Source organism: Streptomyces sp. NPDC055749 (assembly GCF_053617235.1).
Genome location: NZ_JBSHFH010000001.1, coordinates 261,888 through 280,335 on the forward strand (window position 1 = coordinate 261,888; position 18,448 = coordinate 280,335).

12 protein-coding genes and 1 tRNA gene are annotated in these 18,448 nt (G+C 69.9%); 11 read left to right on the forward strand and 2 right to left on the reverse strand.

The window, feature by feature from the left end:
* Positions 1-59: 59 nt before the first annotated feature.
* From ACWGO0_RS01245 to ACWGO0_RS01295, 11 genes are all read left to right on the forward strand, one after another.
* Complete coding sequence (locus ACWGO0_RS01245; protein WP_003967428.1) at positions 60-413, forward strand: STAS domain-containing protein; 354 nt, start codon at positions 60-62, stop codon at positions 411-413.
* A 202-nt stretch (positions 414-615) separates the two neighbouring features.
* Positions 616-1,083, forward strand: coding sequence for an ATP-binding protein (locus ACWGO0_RS01250; protein ID WP_453526110.1), 468 nt, complete (start codon positions 616-618; stop codon positions 1,081-1,083).
* A gap of 261 nt (positions 1,084-1,344) precedes the next feature.
* Entirely contained in the window at positions 1,345-3,786 is a 2,442-nt protein-coding gene (locus ACWGO0_RS01255; RefSeq protein ID WP_453526113.1) for a sodium-translocating pyrophosphatase, read from the forward strand.
* A gap of 290 nt (positions 3,787-4,076) precedes the next feature.
* Entirely contained in the window at positions 4,077-4,691 is a 615-nt protein-coding gene (locus ACWGO0_RS01260) for a small secreted protein (RefSeq protein ID WP_453526115.1), read from the forward strand.
* 84 nt (positions 4,692-4,775) lie between these two features.
* Complete coding sequence (locus ACWGO0_RS01265) at positions 4,776-6,272, forward strand: DUF7059 domain-containing protein (RefSeq protein WP_453526117.1); 1,497 nt, start codon at positions 4,776-4,778, stop codon at positions 6,270-6,272.
* A 153-nt stretch (positions 6,273-6,425) separates the two neighbouring features.
* Positions 6,426-6,623, forward strand: coding sequence for a hypothetical protein (locus ACWGO0_RS01270; RefSeq protein ID WP_453526119.1), 198 nt, complete (start codon positions 6,426-6,428; stop codon positions 6,621-6,623).
* 291 nt (positions 6,624-6,914) lie between these two features.
* On the forward strand, positions 6,915-9,773 hold the full coding sequence (gene topA, locus ACWGO0_RS01275; RefSeq protein WP_453526121.1) for a type I DNA topoisomerase: 2,859 nt from the start codon (positions 6,915-6,917) through the stop codon (positions 9,771-9,773).
* Positions 9,774-9,938: 165 nt separating this feature from the next.
* Entirely contained in the window at positions 9,939-13,127 is a 3,189-nt protein-coding gene (gene tmk / locus ACWGO0_RS01280) for a dTMP kinase (protein ID WP_453526124.1), read from the forward strand.
* 193 nt (positions 13,128-13,320) lie between these two features.
* Complete coding sequence (locus tag ACWGO0_RS01285; protein WP_453526127.1) at positions 13,321-14,526, forward strand: DNA polymerase III subunit delta'; 1,206 nt, start codon at positions 13,321-13,323, stop codon at positions 14,524-14,526.
* Between the two features lie 90 nt (positions 14,527-14,616).
* A complete protein-coding gene (locus tag ACWGO0_RS01290; RefSeq protein ID WP_453526129.1) occupies positions 14,617-16,146 on the forward strand; it encodes an alpha/beta hydrolase in 1,530 nt (509 codons plus the stop codon).
* Positions 16,147-16,266: 120 nt separating this feature from the next.
* A tRNA-Thr gene (locus ACWGO0_RS01295) sits at positions 16,267-16,340 on the forward strand.
* Between the two features lie 50 nt (positions 16,341-16,390).
* Here ACWGO0_RS01295 and ACWGO0_RS01300 read toward each other — a convergent pair.
* Complete coding sequence (locus tag ACWGO0_RS01300; RefSeq protein ID WP_453526132.1) at positions 16,391-16,714, reverse strand: hypothetical protein; 324 nt, start codon at positions 16,712-16,714, stop codon at positions 16,391-16,393.
* Between the two features lie 1,068 nt (positions 16,715-17,782).
* Positions 17,783-18,283 carry a hypothetical protein gene (locus ACWGO0_RS01305; protein WP_453526134.1) on the reverse strand — a complete coding sequence of 167 codons (501 nt, stop codon included), beginning with the start codon at positions 18,281-18,283 and terminating at the stop codon, positions 17,783-17,785.
* Positions 18,284-18,448: the final 165 nt, after the last annotated feature.

Sequence of the window (18,448 nt, forward strand, 5' to 3'; positions counted from 1 at the left end):
CCTGGCTCCGTCGGGGAGACCGAGGGGCGACCGCTCGATAGCAAGGTGCTGGAGGATCCGTGGACCTGTCCCTGTCGACTCGCAATGTGTCCGGCCCTGGTGGCGACCGTACGGTCGTCGAGGTCGGTGGCGAGATTGATGTGTATACCGCGCCCAAGCTGCGCGAGCAGTTGGTCGAGTTGGTGAATGACGGCAGCTACCACCTGGTTGTCGACATGGAAGGTGTCGACTTCCTCGACTCCACCGGCCTCGGCGTGCTCGTGGGTGGCTTGAAGCGTGTCCGTGCCCATGAGGGCTCGCTGCGCCTGGTCTGTAACCAGGAGCGCATTCTCAAGATCTTCCGGATCACGGGCCTGACCAAGGTGTTCCCAATTCACACCACGGTCGACGAGGCTGTCGCGGCCACCGACTGACGTCGGAGCGGGCCGGCCTCATCTGGCCGGCCGGCAGGCAGTGAACAGCCCGGCACGCGGCAGCAGGCGGGCCGCGTCGAGCAGGTGGTCGGCCTCTGGCCGACTGCCGGCTTTGTCGGCTCTTCCGGAGGCAGAGAGCAGGGGTACCGGGCGACACGCCCGGGCCCCTGAGAAGCACGCCCGTACGTTCGAGGGGGATCGCATGGCCACCGTTGAACTCCGCTTCAGCGCTCAGCCCGAACATGTCAGGACGGCACGCCTTGTGGCAGCCGCCGTGGCGCGCCGGGCCGGCGTCGACGAGGCGTTGCTCGACGAGGTCAGACTCGCCGTGGGCGAGGCGTGCAGCCGTGCTGTCGGGCTGCACCGCAGTCATGGCATCACCGCTCCCGTGACGGTCCTGCTGATCGAGGAGGAGAAGGCTTTCTCCATCGAGGTCGGCGACGAGGTGCCCGGCCCCGGCAGCGAGGCCCGCGCCACGCCCGGATCGGCCGACGCCACGCCCGGCGGGAAAACCGACAGGACGGATTCCGAGGCCGACGGTGAGGGCGAGGACGAGATGGGTCTCGCGGTCATCAGCGGTCTGGTCGACGACGTGGAAGTCAGATCGGGCGCGGACGGCGGAGTGATCCGGATGAGCTGGCCGAAGAAGTCCGCGGCGCTGCTCTCCTGAGACCTGCACCCATCCGGGTACGCATGATCGAATTTCTGGGCCCTGCTGAGCAGGGCCTTTTTCATTTCCGCTCGACCGGCGATCTCCAGGGGATCTCCCTGCAATGCCTCTGCCCCGTTACTGCATTCGCGCCGAAACGGGGGTGAGATCATTTGCCGATTGAGGGACGAAGGTCAATTCCATTACCCGCCCACTGTTTTGATCAGGTTCTGCTCCCTACAATCCGTCCACGTCTTGTGCGCTGAGCGTCAAGGAGGACGTATGGCGGGGTTCTTCAACACACCACTGGCAGAACTGTCGCAGTTTTCCGCACCTTCCGACCGTCCCACCTCACTAGCAGCCGCGGTTCTCACCGATGACAACCGGCTGATCATCATCGTTGTCGCGGTCGTCGCCGTCGCCGCGCTCGTCGTGGCCCAGTTGCTGGTACGCCAGGTCCTGGCGGCCGGCGAGGGCACCGAGCGTATGAAGGAAATCGCGGCAGCCGTCCAGGAGGGCGCGAATGCGTATCTGGCGCGGCAGCTGCGTACCGTCGGCATTTTCGCCGTCGTCGTGTTCTTCCTGCTTCTGCTGCTGCCGGCCGACAACTGGTCGCAGCGAGCCGGACGGTCGCTGTTCTTCCTGGTGGGTGCGCTTTTCTCGGCGGCCACCGGATACATCGGCATGCGTCTCGCCGTACGCAGCAATGTGCGCGTCGCCGCAGCCGCGCGTGAGGCGACTCCGCAAGAGGGCGAACCGGAAAAGGATCTCACCGCCGTTTCGCACAAGGCGATGAAGATCGCTTTCCGTACGGGTGGCGTGGTCGGCATGATCACGGTGGGCCTCGGCCTGCTCGGCGCCTCCTGTGTCGTCCTCGTCTACGCGGCCGACGCGCCCAAGGTCCTGGAAGGGTTCGGTCTCGGTGCCGCGCTCATCGCCATGTTCATGAGGGTCGGCGGTGGCATCTTCACCAAGGCGGCCGACGTGGGCGCCGACCTGGTCGGCAAAGTGGAGCAGGGCATCCCGGAGGACGATCCGCGTAACGCGGCCACCATCGCCGACAACGTGGGCGACAACGTCGGGGACTGCGCGGGAATGGCGGCCGACCTGTTCGAGTCGTACGCCGTGACGCTCGTCGCCGCGCTCATCCTCGGCTCGGCCGCCTTCGGGGACTCCGGCCTTGCCTTCCCCCTGATCGTGCCGGCGATCGGCGTGGTCACCGCGATGATCGGCATCTTCGCGGTCGCCCCGCGGCGCGCCGACCGCAGCGGGATGACCGCCATCAACCGCGGATTCTTCATCTCCGCGGTGATCTCGCTCGCCCTGGTGGCCGTGGCGGTCTTCGTCTACCTCCCGTCCTCGTACGCCGAACTGGACGGCGTCACCGACAGCGCCATCTCCTCGCACGGCGGCGACCCCCGGATCTTCGCCCTCGTCGCCGTCGCCATCGGCATCGTGCTCGCCGCGCTGATCCAGCAGCTCACCGGCTACTTCACGGAAACCAACCGCCGGCCGGTCAGGGACATCGGGAAGTCCTCGCTGACGGGTCCCGCGACCGTGGTGCTCGCCGGTATCTCCATCGGCCTGGAGTCCGCCGTCTACACCGCGCTGCTGATCGGGCTCGGCGTCTACGGAGCGTTCCTGCTCGGCGGTACGTCGATCATGCTGGCCCTCTTCGCGGTGGCCCTCGCAGGCACCGGCCTGCTCACCACCGTCGGCGTCATCGTGGCCATGGACACCTTCGGACCGGTGTCCGACAACGCGCAGGGCATCGCCGAGATGTCCGGCGACGTCACGGGCGCGGGGGCCCAGGTGCTCACCGACCTGGACGCCGTCGGCAACACCACCAAGGCCATCACCAAGGGCATCGCCATCGCCACCGCCGTGCTGGCGGCGGCGGCGCTCTTCGGTTCGTACCGCGACGCGATCGCCACGGCGGTCGACGACGTGGGGGCCAGGACCAGTGAGCTGGGGCTGAGCCTGGACATCTCCCAGCCCAACAACCTGGTCGGGCTGATCCTCGGCGCGGCGGTCGTCTTCCTCTTCTCCGGTCTGGCCATCAACGCGGTGTCCCGGTCCGCCGGGGCCGTGGTCTACGAGGTGCGGCGGCAGTTCCGCGAGCACCCCGGGATCATGGACTACACGGAGAAGCCGGAGTACGGGCGCGTCGTCGACATCTGCACCAAGGACGCGTTGCGCGAGCTGGCCACGCCGGGGCTGCTCGCCGTGCTGGCGCCGATCGCGGTCGGATTCAGTCTCGGTGTCGGGGCGCTCGGCTCGTATCTCGCGGGCGCGATCGCGACGGGCACGCTCATGGCCGTCTTCCTCGCCAACTCCGGTGGCGCGTGGGACAACGCCAAGAAACTCGTCGAGGACGGCCACTACGGGGGCAAGGGCAGCGAGGCCCATGCCGCGACCGTGATCGGTGACACGGTCGGGGACCCGTTCAAGGACACGGCCGGACCGGCGATCAACCCGCTCCTCAAGGTGATGAACCTGGTGGCGCTGCTCATCGCCCCGGCGGTCGTGCAGTTCAGTTACGGGGAGGACGCGAGCGCCGGTGTGCGGGCGGTGGTGGCGGGGTTCGCGATCGCCGTCATCGTCGGTGCGGTGTACGTGTCGAAGCGGCGCGGGATCGCCATGGGCGACGAAGGCGGGTCCGGGGACGAGGGGGACGGCGGCGGCCGTTCCGCCAAGTCGCCCGATCCGGCGGCCATTTCGTGATCAGGACCGGCCGGTCTCGCGGACCTGGAGGGTTCTGAGGCCGTAGTGCCTGGTCAAGCGGCGGGTGGGCAAACCCTTCTGAGGGGGCGTCCGCCCGTCGCGCGTCACGGGTTTCATCCGTACCGGTGAGTTTCCGTACGCGTGATCGAGCGTTCAGGTGAGTTGTATCTCCCTCATTTCCCTTGGTGCAAATGGCTGCAAAAGCCCGTACATCGGACGCACGGCGCCAGAATGTCGCCCACTTGGCGTGTAAGTTCCGGGGCCGAGAGCCTTGGAAGGGACCCAATCCGGTGAACAAGAAGCTTGCAGCCGCACTGTCCGGCGGTGCGGTACTCGTACTGACGCTGTCGGGCTGCAGCGACGACAGCGACGACAAGGTCAACGACTGGGCCAAGGAGGTCTGCGACCAGGTCCAGCCCCAGCTGCAGAAGATCGCGGACGCCAACGCCTCCATCCAGCAGCAGACCGCGGACAACAGCAAGCCGGCCGACGTCCAGGCGACCGACTCGGCCGCCTTCCAGCAGATCTCGCAGGCGTACAAGGCGCTGGGTTCGGCCGTGGACTCGGCGGGCCCGCCGCCCGTCGACGACGGCGAGACCACCCAGAAGGAGGCCGTGAAGGAGCTCAACGCCTCCTCCGCCGCCTACGCCGAGCTGAAGACGAAGGTCGACGCCCTCAACACGAAGGACCAGGCGAAGTTCGCCGACGGTCTCAAGGACATCGCCGACGAGCTGAACAAGATCAGCACCAGTGGTGACCAGGCGCTGAAGAAGCTCCAGTCCGGTGAGGTCGGTACGGCGATGGCCAAGCAGAAGGGCTGCCAGAAGCCGACTGCCACCTCCTCGCCGTCCGCCGGGACCTCGAAGGCGGCGACGCCGTCCGCTTCGGCGACCAAGAAGGCCTAGACACGGCGTGCGGTCAGCGGCCCGGTCGCCCTTTACGGGTGCCGGGCCGCTGCCGTTGTCGGTGGGAGCGGACACAATGGGCGGGTGAGTACGCCCAGCCTTCCCGCATCCGACCGTATCCCCGCGCTCCGCGAAGCCCTGCTCTCCGCCGCCTTCACCGCGGACGGGCTTCTCGACCGGCTCGGCGCGTCCGCCTATGCCGCGCTCGCCCGCAGCGAGACGGTCCCCGCACTGCGGGCCACCCGGGGTGAATCGCCGCTCGACACGCTGGTGCGGCTCTTCCTTCTCCAGCGTCCCGTCCCTTACGAGCGGGCACGCGCCGCGCTTCCCGTGGAGGAGTGCGTCGAGGACGGCTGGCTGAGCCGTGACGGGGACGAGGTGCGGGCGACCGTCGACGTCCGGCCGTACGGCGGACCGGAGGGCCAGGACTGGTTCATCGTCTCCGACCTCGGCTGCGCGGTCGGTGGGGCCGGCGGTATCGGTTCGCACGAGGAGGGTGTCGTCCTCGGAGTCGGCGGGGCGTCGACCACGCTCGCCGGAATCACCGTCCGTGAGCCGGTGGCCTCCGCTCTGGACCTGGGCACCGGTTCCGGCATCCAGGCGCTGCACGCGGCCCAGCACGCCACCCGTGTCACGGCCACGGACCTCAACCCGCGGGCCCTGGACTTCACCCGGCTCACCCTCGCCCTGTCCGGCGCCGCCCCGGCCGATCTCCGCGAGGGGTCCCTCTTCGAACCGGTTTCCGGCGAGACGTTCGACCTGATCGTCTCCAACCCGCCGTTCGTGATCTCGCCGGGCGCCCGGCTGACGTACCGCGACGGCGGAATGGGCGGCGACGACCTGTGCCGGACCCTGGTGCAGCAGGCCGGTGACCGGCTGAACGAGGGGGGTTACGCCCAGTTCCTCGCCAACTGGCAGCACGTGGAGGGCGAGGAGTGGCAGGACCGGCTGCGCACCTGGGTGCCGCGCGGCTGCGATGCCTGGATCGTGCAGCGGGAAGTGCAGGACGTCACGCAGTACGCGGAGCTGTGGCTGCGTGACAGCGGCGACCACCGCTCGGACCCCGCCGAGTACAGCGCGCGCTACGAGGCATGGCTCGACGAGTTCGAGGCCCGCGGGACCAAGGCCGTCGGCTTCGGCTGGATCACGCTCAGGAAGACCGGCGCGGCCGAGCCGTCGATCGTCGTCGAGGAGTGGCCGCACCCGGTGGAGCAGCCCCTCGGCCCCGCGATCGAGGCCCACTTCGCCCGCCAGGACTACCTCAGGGAGCAGGACGACGCGGCGCTTCTGGCGGGGCGTTTCACGCTCGCCGCCGAGGTCGTGCAGGAGCAGGTCGGACTGCCCGGTGCGGAGGACCCCGAGCATGTGGTGCTGCGTCAGCACCGCGGGATGCGCCGCGCGACGAAGGTCGACGCCGTCGGCGCCGGGTTCGCGGGTGTGTGCGACGGATCGCTTCCCGCGGGCCGGATTCTCGACGCCATCGCCCAGTTGATGTCCGAGGACCCTGTACTGCTGCGCGACCGCACCCCGCAGGCGATCCGGCTGCTGGTGGAGGAGGGTTTCCTGGAGCCGGTGGGGTAAGGCGTCCGAGCGTCGTCGGAGTCGCCCTCAGGGGCCGGGGGAGTGCTGTTCACCCGGGGTTCGTGTCGGCGACGCTCCGGCGTGGCAGCCTCCCCCTGCCGGGTCGTGGGCCGGGCCTCATCACGACGACGAGTGAGTTTGAGGGGTACGGACATGGAGAGCGTCACCGCGGTCTTCGCCGGTACGGCATTCGCACTGTTCGGCGCCGCACTCCTGATCTGGACGGGGGCGCGCACCCTGCACCGTGCGCCGGTGGCTCACGGTGTGAGCCCTGTCGCCTCCACCGCTCTCGCCACGCTCTTCGGCGCGGCGTTCCTCGTAGTCGGCGTCTGGTGTTTCACCCGCGTCTGATTCCCGCCCCCAGCAGGGCCTGATCCCGGACAGGGCACCTCCGGCGCTCTCCGCGAAGGCCGCTCGGCGGCGCCGCGAAACACGCAGGCAGAAGGCGTGCGCACTGCGGACCGAGCGGTCCGGGCGGCAGGAATGGCGGAAGTCGGGTTACCGTTCGAGTGGCCGTTGCGGGCTTTTGCCGTTTGACACGGGGGCGGGTTGTACCGTCACACTCCGCAGCGACAGCACCGCGGGCAGCGTCATTGCGCTGCCCGGATGCCCACTGAGTGCCGACCGGAGAGAAGAGCGAAGTTGTCCCCGACCAGCGAGACCGCAAAGGGCGGTCGCCGACTCGTCATCGTCGAGTCCCCTGCCAAGGCGAAGACGATCAAGGGCTATCTCGGCCCCGGATACGTCGTCGAGGCGAGCGTCGGGCACATCCGCGACCTCCCGAACGGCGCCGCCGAGGTGCCGGACGAGTACACCGGTGAGGTGCGGCGGCTCGGCGTGGACGTCGAGAACGACTTCCAGCCCATCTATGTCGTCAACGCCGACAAGAAGGCCCAGGTCAGGAAGCTCAAGCAGCTGCTGGCCGAGTCCGACGAACTCTTCCTCGCCACCGATGAGGACCGCGAGGGCGAAGCCATCGCGTGGCACCTCCAGGAAGTTCTGAAGCCCAAGGTCCCGGTCCACCGGATGGTCTTCCACGAGATCACCAAGGACGCGATCCGGGCCGCCGTCGAGAACCCGCGCGAGCTCAACCAGCGCATGGTCGACGCCCAGGAGACCCGCCGTATCCTCGACCGCCTCTACGGCTACGAGGTGTCCCCGGTCCTCTGGAAGAAGGTCATGCCGCGACTGTCGGCGGGCCGTGTCCAGTCCGTCGCGACCCGCCTCGTTGTCGAGCGGGAGCGCGAGCGCATCGCCTTCCGTTCCGCCGAGTACTGGGATCTGACCGGCACCTTCGCCACCGGCCGCACCGGTGACGCCTCCGACCCGTCGACCCTCACCGCCCGCCTCAGCGCGGTCGACGGCCGGCGGATCGCACAGGGCCGCGACTTCGGTCCCGACGGACAGCTCAAGTCCGCCTCCGGCCAGACGCTGCACCTGGACGAGACGAACGCCCGCGCCCTGGCCGCCGCGCTCGCCGAGTCCACGTTCGCGGTCCGCTCCGTCGAGTCGAAGCCGTACCGTCGCTCGCCGTACGCCCCGTTCCGTACGACCACCCTCCAGCAGGAGGCCAGCCGCAAGCTGGGCTTCGGGGCCAAGGCCACGATGCAGGTCGCGCAGAAGCTGTACGAGAACGGCTTCATCACCTATATGCGTACGGACTCCACGACCCTCTCCGACACCGCGATCTCCGCGGCGCGGGCGCAGGTCACGCAGCTGTACGGAGCCAATTACCTGCCGGACAAGCCGCGCACGTACGCCGGCAAGGTCAAGAACGCGCAGGAGGCGCACGAGGCGATCCGTCCCTCGGGCGACCGCTTCCGTACCCCTGCCGAGACCGGCCTCACCGGCGACCAGTTCCGTCTGTACGAGCTGATCTGGAAGCGGACCGTCGCCTCCCAGATGAAGGACGCGGTCGGCAACTCGGTCACCGTCAAGATCGGCGGCCGGGCGAGCGACGGCCGGGACGCCGAGTTCTCGGCCTCCGGCAAGACGATCACCTTCCACGGCTTCATGAAGGCGTACGTCGAAGGCGCCGACGACCCGAACGCGGAGCTCGACGACCGCGAGCGGCGCCTGCCGCAGGTCGCCGAGGGCGACGCGCTGTCCGCCGACGAGGTCACGGTCGACGGCCACGCCACCAAGCCGCCCGCCCGCTACACCGAGGCCTCGCTGGTCAAGGAGCTCGAAGAGCGCGAGATCGGCCGCCCGTCGACGTACGCGTCGATCATCGGCACGATCCTGGACCGCGGCTACGTCTTCAAGAAGGGCACGGCGCTCGTCCCGTCGTTCCTCTCCTTCGCCGTGGTCAACCTGCTGGAGACGCACTTCGGCCGGCTGGTCGACTACGACTTCACGGCCCGTATGGAGGACGACCTCGACCGCATCGCGCGGGGCGAGGCCAAGTCCGTGCCGTGGCTGAAGCGTTTCTACTTCGGAGCGGGCGAGGACACGGCCGGAGCGGGTGCGGCCTCCGACGCCGGCAACGGCGACGGCGACCACCTCGGCGGTCTGAAGGAGCTCGTCACCGACCTCGGTGCGATCGACGCCCGGGAGATCTCCTCGTTCCCCGTGGGCGACGGCATCGTGCTGCGCGTCGGGCGCTACGGCCCGTACATCGAGCGCGGCGAGAAGGACTCCGAGGGTCACCAGCGCGCCGACGTGCCGGAGGAGATGGCACCCGACGAGCTGTCCGTGGAGTACGCGGAGGAGCTGCTGGCGAAGCCGAGCGGCGACTTCGAGCTCGGTGCGGACCCGGTGAGCGGGAACCAGATCATCGCGAAGGACGGGCGTTACGGTCCGTACGTCACCGAGGTGCTGCCCGAGGGCACTCCGAAGACCGGCAAGAACGCGGTCAAGCCGCGGACCGCGTCGCTCTTCAAGTCGATGGCGCTGGACACGGTGACGCTGGCCGACGCGCTCAAGCTGATGTCGCTGCCGCGTGTGGTCGGTGAGGACGCCGAGGGTGTCGAGATCACCGCGCAGAACGGCCGCTACGGCCCGTACCTGAAGAAGGGCACGGACTCGCGGTCGCTGACCTCCGAGGACCAGCTCTTCGACATCACGCTCGAAGAGGCTCTGGCGATCTACGCCCAGCCCAAGCAGCGCGGCCGGGCCGCGGCCAAGCCGCCGCTCAAGGAACTGGGCACCGACCCGGTGAGCGGCGCTCCGGTGGTCGTGAAGGACGGCCGCTTCGGCGCGTACGTCACGGACGGCGAGACGAACGCGACGCTGCGGACCGACGACAGCGTCGAGGACATCACGCCGGAGCGCGGCTACGAGCTGCTGGCCGAGAAGCGTGCCAAGGGTCCCGCCAAGAAGAAGACGGCGAAGAAGGCCCCGGCCAAGAAGACCGCGACGAAGAAGACGGCCACGGCCGCCAAGAAGACGACGGCGAAGAAGACGGCCGCCAAGAAGACGACGACGGCGGCGAAGAAGGCCCCGGCCAAGAAGGCCACCGCGGCGAAGAAGGCGACTTCTTCGGCGTCCGCGGAGGACTGACAGACCGCGCACGCGGACAGTCCGGGCAGAACGGACACACGGGACGGCGGGGCCTTCGGGCCCCGCCGTTCCGTTTCGCTGGGCCGGACCGGATTCTCCGCGCCCGGCGGCCGTATGTTCGGATGGGGCCGACGGCGACCGCACCGCTCCGGATAGGCTGGGCGGATGACGCGAGCCGAGCAGCCAACGGTCGTGAGCCCCACCTCCGACACACTTGCCGCAGACTCACGCGAGCGCGCCGTACGAGCACTGTTGCGTGTTCCCCCGCTGAAGCGGTTGTGGAGCGCCCAGCTCGTCGGCAGTACCGGCGATGCACTCGCCCTTCTCGTGCTGGTGCTGCTGTCGCTGCAAGCTGCTGTCCTGGAGGGCTCATTCGGATCCGGATACCGGGGGGCGGCCTTCGCCGTCGCCGCCGTGTTCGGTACCCGGATTATTTCCACGGTGCTCTTCGGAGCCGTACTCCTGGGGCCACTGACGTCGCTCACGGGACCGGGCGGACCGGTGGACCGGCGCTGGCTGATGATCGGGGTGGACGGGCTGCGGCTCGCGCTGCTGGTCGTCGCCCCGCTGTGGATCGACTGGATGCCCGACAAGGCGCTCATGATGGTCCTGATCACCGTCTTCGTCACCGGTGTCGGTGAGCGGCTCTGGACGGTCGCCAAGGAGAGCGCGGCCCCCGCGCTGCTGCCCGCCCCGCCCGCCGAGGGCGCCGCGGTGCGCCCGCTGCCCGACCACCTCGACGCACTGCGCAGGCTCTCGCTGCGTACCAACTTCCTCGCGATTCCCGCCGCCGCCGGGGCACTGCTGATCGCCACGCTGGTCGGCAATCTGCTCGGCGCGGGACTCGACTGGTTCTCGTTCCACCAGGCGGCACTCGGCTCGTACGTCGCGGCCGGACTCTTCTCCGCCTCGATCTCGACCCTGTACTTCCTCGAACTGCCCGGTACGCCGACGCCCCGCCCGCGCTCGCCCTTGGAGGGCCTGCGCCGTCCGGCGACCGGCACGGGACCCGACAAGGGCCGCACCGGCACGGTTCCGCTGGTCGTCGGCGCCTGCGCCGCGGTCGCCGGGGCGATCGCCGCCGCGGCGGCGGTCTCCGTGCTGCACGCGCTCGACCTGGGCGGTGGCCCCGCCACGTTCGCGCTGCTGATCCTGGCGCTGACCGGCGGCACCGGCCTCGGTATCCGTACCGCGCAGAAGGTGCTGCCCACTCTGTCGCGGCGCCGTCTGCTGGCCTTCTCCACCGCCGTCACCGGAGTCGCGCTCCTCGCACTCGGGCTGGTGCCCGACACGGCGACCGGACTGCTCCTCGCGCTGCTGGCCGGTTACGCGGCCGGGGTCGCCGCCGGCACGGGGCACACGCTCATCGACCAGGAGACCGAGGAGTTCCGGCAGGCCAGGACCACCGAACACCTCCAGGCGGTCGTCCGGGTGCTCATCGCGCTCGGCGCCGTGGGCGGTCCGCTGCTCGCCGCGGCCATCGGCAGGCACCGTCTGGTCTCCGGTGACTTCGTCTTCGCGCACGGCGGTGCCGCGTTCGCGCTGATGCTCGTCGGCGCCCTGCTGCTGCCCGTCGCCGCGATCGTCCTCGCCAAGACGGACGACCGCGCGGGTGTGCCGCTGCGGCGCGATCTGCGCGAGGCCGTGCGCGGCGGCGACCCGACGGTCGCGCCCGCCGCCACCGGCTTCTTCCTCGCCCTGGAGGGCGGCGACGGAGCCGGCAAGTCCACCCAGGTCGAGGCACTCGCCGAGTGGATCCGGGCCAAGGGCCACGAGGTCGTCGTGACGCGCGAGCCCGGAGCGACGCCGGTCGGCAAGCGGCTGCGGTCGATCCTGCTCGACGTGTCGTCGGCCGGGCTCTCCAACCGGGCCGAGGCCCTGCTGTACGCCGCCGACCGCGCCGAGCACGTCGACTCGGTCGTCCGTCCGGCGCTGGAACGCGGTGCGGTCGTCATCTCCGACCGGTACATCGACTCGTCCGTCGCCTACCAGGGCGCGGGCCGCGACCTGTCCCCGACCGAGATCGCCCGGATCTCGCGGTGGGCGACGAGCGGCCTCGTACCGCATCTGACCGTGCTGCTGGACGTGGACCCGGAGACCGCACGGGAACGGTTCACGGAGGCGCCGGACCGTCTGGAGTCGGAGCCCCCGGAGTTCCACGCCCGGGTGCGTTCCGGCTTCCTGACCCTCGCGGCGGCCGATCCGGTCCGCTACCTGGTGGTGGACGCCGGCCAGGAACCGGAATCGATCACCACCGTCGTACGCCACCGGCTCGACCGGCTCCTTCCGCTCTCCGAGGCCGAGATCAAGGCCCAGGAGGAGGCGCGCAAGGCAGCCGAGGAGGAGGCCAGGCGCAAGGCCGAGGAAGAGGCGGCCCGCAAGGCCGAGGAGGAGCGGCTGGAGCGCGAGCGGCAGGAACAGCTCGCCAAGCTCCGTGCCGAGGAGGAGGAGCGCAAGCGCCGCGAGCTGGAGGAGGCGCGGCAGCGCGAGGCCGAACGGCAGGCCGAGGAGGCCCGGCAGCGGGCCGAGGAAGCCCGCCGTCTCGCGGAGGAGGAGCGCGCCAGGCGCGAGGCCGAGGAGCAGGTGCGCGCGGCCGAGCAGGAGCGCCTCCGCAGGCAGGCCGAGGAAGAGGCACGGCTGCGCAAGGAGGCGGAGGAACGGCGCCTGGAGAAGCAGCGCAAGGCGGAAGAGGCTCTGCTGAGGGCCGAGCAGGCACGGCGTCAGGCTGAGGCGGAGGCCGCGTCGAGGGCGGAGGCCGCGGCTGCGGCGGATGCGGCGGCTTCTGCGGCGGCTGAGGCGGAGAGGGCCGCGTGGTCCAAGCCGTCCGCTGAGCCGTCCGTTGCGGACAACGAGCTCACTGTGCCGACGCCGATCGTGGGGGCGAACGAGGTGACGCAGCCGGTGCCTTCGCCGGTCGCGCCGCACTCCGACGGCCCGCACGCCGACCGCCCGGGTTCCTCGGCAGGCGACAACGCCGAGACGGCCATGCTGCCTCGCGTGGACGATCCGGCCGGGCGCCGTCCGGCGCGGGACGCGGACGAGACGACGGTCCTGCCGCCCGTACGGGACGAGGCACCGTCCGACCGGGTGCCGCCGGGCATCTTCCGTGACGAGCGACCCGCCGCGCCCGCCCCGGAGGGCGAGAACGAGCGCACGCGCGAGCTGCCACAGATCAGCGACGACCCGCGGGCCACTCAGGACGCCTACGACCGTCAGGCCCGCAAGCAGCGCCCCCGTTCCGACTGGGCCGAGGAGACGCCGCTGGACGACCTGCCGTCCCTGGCCGACGAACTGCTCGGCGGTCACGACGAGGACCCGGGCCCGTCCGGCCGGGGCCGCCGTCCGCGCGGCTGACCGATCCGTCCCATGCCATCGGCGGGCCCGGAATTCCGGGCCCGCCGATGGCATGGCTGCCCGTTCCGACGGCCGGAAAGCCGGGATTGTCAGACCCTTCCCCCACAATGGGAATCCGGTTCGACCACAGGCCGCGGAGCACCCCGAGTCCGCGGCTCGCAGCACCACCACACCACCGGAAGGGCGGTGACCCATGACCGTATGGGACGACCTCGTCGGACAGGACCGGGTCCAGGAGCAGCTCGCTGCCGCCGCCCGGGACGCCGATGCGCTGGTCACCGCCATCTCCACGGGTGAGCCCGTGCCCCCGGGCTCGAAGATGACGCACGCCTGGCTGTTCACCGGACCGCCCGGGTCCGGGCGGTCCACCGCCGCCCGTGCCTTCGCCGCCGCGCTCCAGTGCACCAGTCCCGACCGGGCCCTCGGCGGCATTCCGGGCTGCGGATTCTGCGACGGCTGCCACACCAGCCTGATCGGTACGCACGCCGACGTCGACGTCATCCGCACCGACCTGCTGTCGATCGGCGTGAAGGAGACCCGAGATCTGGTCCGCCGGGCCCAGCTGTCCCCGGCCGTCGGCCGCTGGCAGGTCATCGTCCTGGAGGACGCCGACCGTCTGACCGAAGGCGCGGGCAACGTCCTGCTGAAGGCGGTGGAGGAGCCCGCCCCCCGCACGGTGTGGCTGCTCTGCGCGCCCTCCCTGGAGGACGTCCTGCCCACGATCCGCTCCCGCTGCCGCCATCTCACGCTCCGCACACCGCCGGTCGACGCCGTCGCCGACGTGCTGATCCGGCGGGACGGCATCGACCCCGAGCGGGCCGCGTCCGCCGCCCGTGCGACCCAGGGCCACATCGGCCGGGCCCGCCGGCTGGCCACGGACGAGCGGGCCAGGGCCCGCCGTGCCGCCGTGCTGAAGCTCCCGCTCCGGATCGACGACGTCGGCGGCTGTCTGAAGGCCGCCCAGGAGCTGATCGACACCGCGACCGAGGAGGCCAAGCAGGTCTCGGACGAGGTCGACGTCAAGGAGACCGACGACATGAAGGCGGCTCTCGGCGCGGTCGCCGGTGGCCGGATGCCCCGGGGGACCGCGGGGATCATGAAGGAGCTCGAGGACAGACAGAAGCGCCGCAAGACCCGCTCGCAGCGCGACAGCCTCGATCTGGCGCTCACCGATCTGACCGGCTTCTACCGCGACGTACTCGCGCTCCAGCTCGGCTCGCGGATCGCGATCGCCAATGCCGACGCGGGGGACGCGCTCGACCGGATCGCCCGGTCGTCGACCCCCGAGCGCACCCTGCGCCGGATCGAGGCGGTGATCGCCTGCCGCCGGGCTCTCGACCGCAATGTGGCGCCGCTGCTCGCGGTGGAGGCGATGACGATGGCGCTCCGGGCCGGCTGACGTCGCTCCACAGCGGGGGAGGTGAGGCGGGCATTCACCCGAATGAGCAGGGAATCGGACGAGTCGTCACCCGGCGGCTACGCTCCGGGGATGGACACCAGGCGCCTGCTCCGAATCTTTGCCACCGCGCTCGGCACTGCCGGCCTCCTCGTCTCCGGCTGCAGCAGCGGAACGTCGGCGACGGGTGCGTCGGCCGCCGGAGCCGCGGCCCCCAAGGACCTCAAGCCGTACTACGCGCAGAAGCTGAGCTGGCGGGACTGCGGTGTGGAGGGCCTCCAGTGCACCACCATGAAGGCGCCGCTGGACTACGCGAACCCCGACGACGGGGACATCAAGCTGGCCGTATCCCGTAAGAAGGCCACCGGACCCGGCAAGCGGATCGGCTCGCTCCTGGTGAATCCGGGCGGCCCCGGCGGTTCGGCCGTCGGCTATCTCCAGGGGTACGCGGCCATCGGCTATCCGGCACCGGTCCGCGCCCGCTACGACATGGTTGCCGTCGACCCGCGCGGAGTGGCGCGCAGTGAGCCCGTCGAGTGCCTGACAGGCAAGGAGATGGACGCCTACACCCAGGTCGACCAGACCCCCGACGACGAGGCCGAGGTGACGAGGCTGAGCGCCGCCTTCGAGAAGTTCGCCGGCGGCTGCGAGAAGCGCTCCCCGAGGATCCTCCCGCATGTCTCCACGGTCGAGACTGCCCGTGACATGGACATCCTGCGCTCCCTGCTGGGCGACGAGAAGCTGCACTACGTCGGGGCGTCCTACGGCACCTTCCTCGGAGCGACGTACGCGGAGCTGTTCCCGGACCGGGCGGGCCGACTGGTCCTCGACGGTGCGATGGACCCGTCCCTTCCCGCCATCGACATCAACCGCGACCAGACAGCGGGCTTCGAGGCGGCGTTCCAGTCCTTCGCGGCGGACTGCGTGAAGCAGGAGGACTGCCCGCTGGGGACCACGTCCGCCGACGCGGCGGCCACCGCGCTCAAGCAGCTCTTCACCGATCTGGACGCCAAGCCGGTCCCGACCGGCGAGAGCCGGAAGCTGACCGAGTCACTGGCCACGACCGGGGTGATCGCGGCCATGTACGACGAGGCGGCCTGGCCGCAGCTCCGTGAGGCGCTGGCGGGCGCCGGGCGCAGCGACGGCTCGGGGCTCCTCGCGCTCGCCGACAGCTACTACGAGCGCGAGCCGAACGGCACGTACGCCAACCTCATGTACGCCAACGCGGCCGTGAACTGCCTGGACCTGCCCCCGGCCTTCGACGCGCCCGCCGCCGTCCAGAAGGCCGTTCCCAGCTTCGAGCAGGCGTCTCCGGTCTTCGGCACGGGCTTCGCCTGGGCGGCCCTGAACTGCGGCTACTGGCCCGCCGACCCCACCGGCACCCCCCACCGCACCGAGGCGAAGGGCGCACCGCCGATCGTCGTGGTCGGCACCACCCGGGACCCCGCCACCCCGTACAAGTGGTCCCAGTCGCTCGCGGACCAGCTCTCCTCCGGCACGCTCCTCACCTACGAGGGCGACGGCCACACGGCGTACGGCCGGGGTAGCGACTGCATCGACACGGCGATCAACACGTACCTCTTGGAGGGCACGCCTCCCACGGACGGCAAGAAGTGCTCATGACCGGCCGATGACCACCCGCTGACCTGCGGATACGGCTCCGGGGGCGGCCGGTACGGACCACCCCCGGAAACTGTGTAGACTTGGGCCCGCTGCTGATCGCACCATGGTGCGACAGGGCGTGCCGCCTTAGCTCAGTTGGCCAGAGCAACGCACTCGTAATGCGTAGGTCTCGGGTTCGAATCCCGAAGGCGGCTCATCGAAAGCCCAGGTCAGAAATATCTGACCTGGGCTTTTTCTTGTTCCGTCACCTGGCCTGGTCGCTGCTGCCCTGTTTCGCGGCGCGTTCGGTGAAGCCCAGATACGCCGCTACCGCGTTCGTGGAGTCCTTCCCCAGGAGTGTCGCGCTGTGCCCGGTTTCCACCAGGGTTCCAAGGAATTCTCCCCAGCTGCCTCGGCCGTGACTCCGCGACGACTGGCCGGGCAGAGTCGGGTGAAGTACGGCCACGGGTGTCCAGGCCTCGGGGCCCAGGGCTACACCCTGCGGTTCCGACCGGCTCATCAGCATGTGGGCGAGCGTGGCGCGCGCCTCCTCTTCGACGGCTGCTTTGGAGCTGCGGCTCAACGGCACGGAGGGCACTGAGGGTCCTGACGGCACCGAGGGTTCCGACGGCGCTGGCGTCACTGGCGTCACCGAGGGTTCCGATGGCACTGGCGTCACTGGTGTCACTGGCGCTACTGGCGGCACCGACGGCGACAGTGGTGGCAACGGCCGTGCCACCTCCGGAGATCCGGCGGCCGGAACTACCGGCACCTGTTCCGGACCCGCGGAGGTGATCCGTTCCCGCCGGGGTCCGGCTGACAACCGAAGCGCATCTCTGCGTTCCTGGACGCACTCGAACTTCGCGATGACGTCAGATACTTGGGAAACATTCCGCCTGGACCCACCGGCCAGCCGGGCCTTTGCGTCGAGGAGTTCACGATGCATCACCCCGTATGCGTGGCAGAGCTCGATGGATTCATCGCCGCGGTCACTCAGACCGCTGGCGTAGGGGGCGGTGATCGCCAGAGCGGCCAGACCCGAAAGTCCGGAGATGACCACCTGCGCCGCGAACGGTGCGGACTGAGCGACCAGGGGCCAGGCCAGAAGGCTGGTGGAGAAGCTGAGCACTCCCGCGGCGACACTGCACTTCCGGGCCCGATCCACCAGGAAAGAGACTTCCCTCGGCATTCTCCTCGCCCAGTACTCCGCATCCTCGATGCACCCGTCAAGCCGCCTCGCAAGCGCTGCGGTATTCGGGTCTTTAACCATTCTCAATGATCCGCTGTGCAGTTTCATGAAACTCTCGCAGTTCGAGGAGCAGTTCGAGGAGTACGCATCGGACGGGGCCGGTCACGCCCGGCAGCCGGCGGCGGCTCGTATGCGCCGCCGGCTGCCGATCACCTCTCGGGCCTTCCCATCAGGAAATGGCCCGCCTGGACATGGTCGGGATCAACTGCCGGTACCAGACCACCTACGTCGACGCGCGTAATATGCGCCGAACGTCTAGTATCGTGCTGAAAATACCGAACCGTTCACGGGTGGCTTGCTCGTAGCCGCTGCCACCGTTGACCGGCTTTCGGCCAGGTGCACGCCTGTACCGGAGGCCCCGGCCCGATTCCAGCGGGCCGGGGGCTCGGCGGCGTGCAAGTGACGCTGTTACCACTTGTTGTGGTGGCCGTCGACGACGCGGAAGCTGCCCACGACGCCGTCCTCGACGGACAGGCCGCCGTCGATCTCGTCCGGCGAGACGCCGTTGCTGGTGCTGAACGGTCCGACCGTGGCGATGGGCGCCCCGTTGTCACAGGTGGCCCCGCTGAAGACCTCGACGGTCTTCTTGGTGTCGTTGCGGACGTTGAAGCTCTCGGCACCCAGACCGCTGACAGCGATCGTGCAACCGTCCGACTCCGCGGAGTAGGAACGCTCGTTGATGTGGATCCTGCCCTCGTGGTGGTAGTCGTCCTTGCCGCTGCCGCCGCGGGGGGCGGCAGGGGCGGCAGCGGGAGCGGCGGCCGGGCCGGCGGCCGGAGCCGCGACAGGAGCGGAGCGCTTGGAGGTCGGGGCGGCCTGGTCGGAGGCAACGGCGTAGTTGATGCCGGTCGCGGTGAGGGCCGCCGCGCCGACAACAGCGGCAGTCACTGCGAGTGAGCGATTCTTCATCTCACGTCTTCCTGTTTTCGGGGGCGATCGACCGGGCGGTCGATCTGAGAAGAAACATACCTAAAGGCTGCTTAAGTGATGCTTGGCACAGGGGGGAAAGTGTGAAAAGTAGGCCGCCTGGCCGCACGGACGGGGGAAATGGCGACGCCTTTCCGGCGTTGCTTG

Excerpts from the sequence above, each read along its gene's own strand:
- ACWGO0_RS01305 (WP_453526134.1), bottom strand. The coding sequence starts at position 18,283 with ATGAAGAATCGCTCACTCGCAGTGACTGCCGCTGTTGTCGGCGCGGCG.
- ACWGO0_RS01255 (WP_453526113.1), top strand. The coding sequence starts at position 1,345 with ATGGCGGGGTTCTTCAACACACCACTGGCAGAACTGTCGCAGTTTTCC.
- ACWGO0_RS01290 (WP_453526129.1), top strand. The coding sequence starts at position 14,617 with ATGGACACCAGGCGCCTGCTCCGAATCTTTGCCACCGCGCTCGGCACT.
- ACWGO0_RS01250 (WP_453526110.1), top strand. The coding sequence starts at position 616 with ATGGCCACCGTTGAACTCCGCTTCAGCGCTCAGCCCGAACATGTCAGG.
- ACWGO0_RS01285 (WP_453526127.1), top strand. The coding sequence starts at position 13,321 with ATGACCGTATGGGACGACCTCGTCGGACAGGACCGGGTCCAGGAGCAG.
- ACWGO0_RS01270 (WP_453526119.1), top strand. The coding sequence starts at position 6,426 with ATGGAGAGCGTCACCGCGGTCTTCGCCGGTACGGCATTCGCACTGTTC.
- tmk (WP_453526124.1), top strand. The coding sequence starts at position 9,939 with ATGACGCGAGCCGAGCAGCCAACGGTCGTGAGCCCCACCTCCGACACA.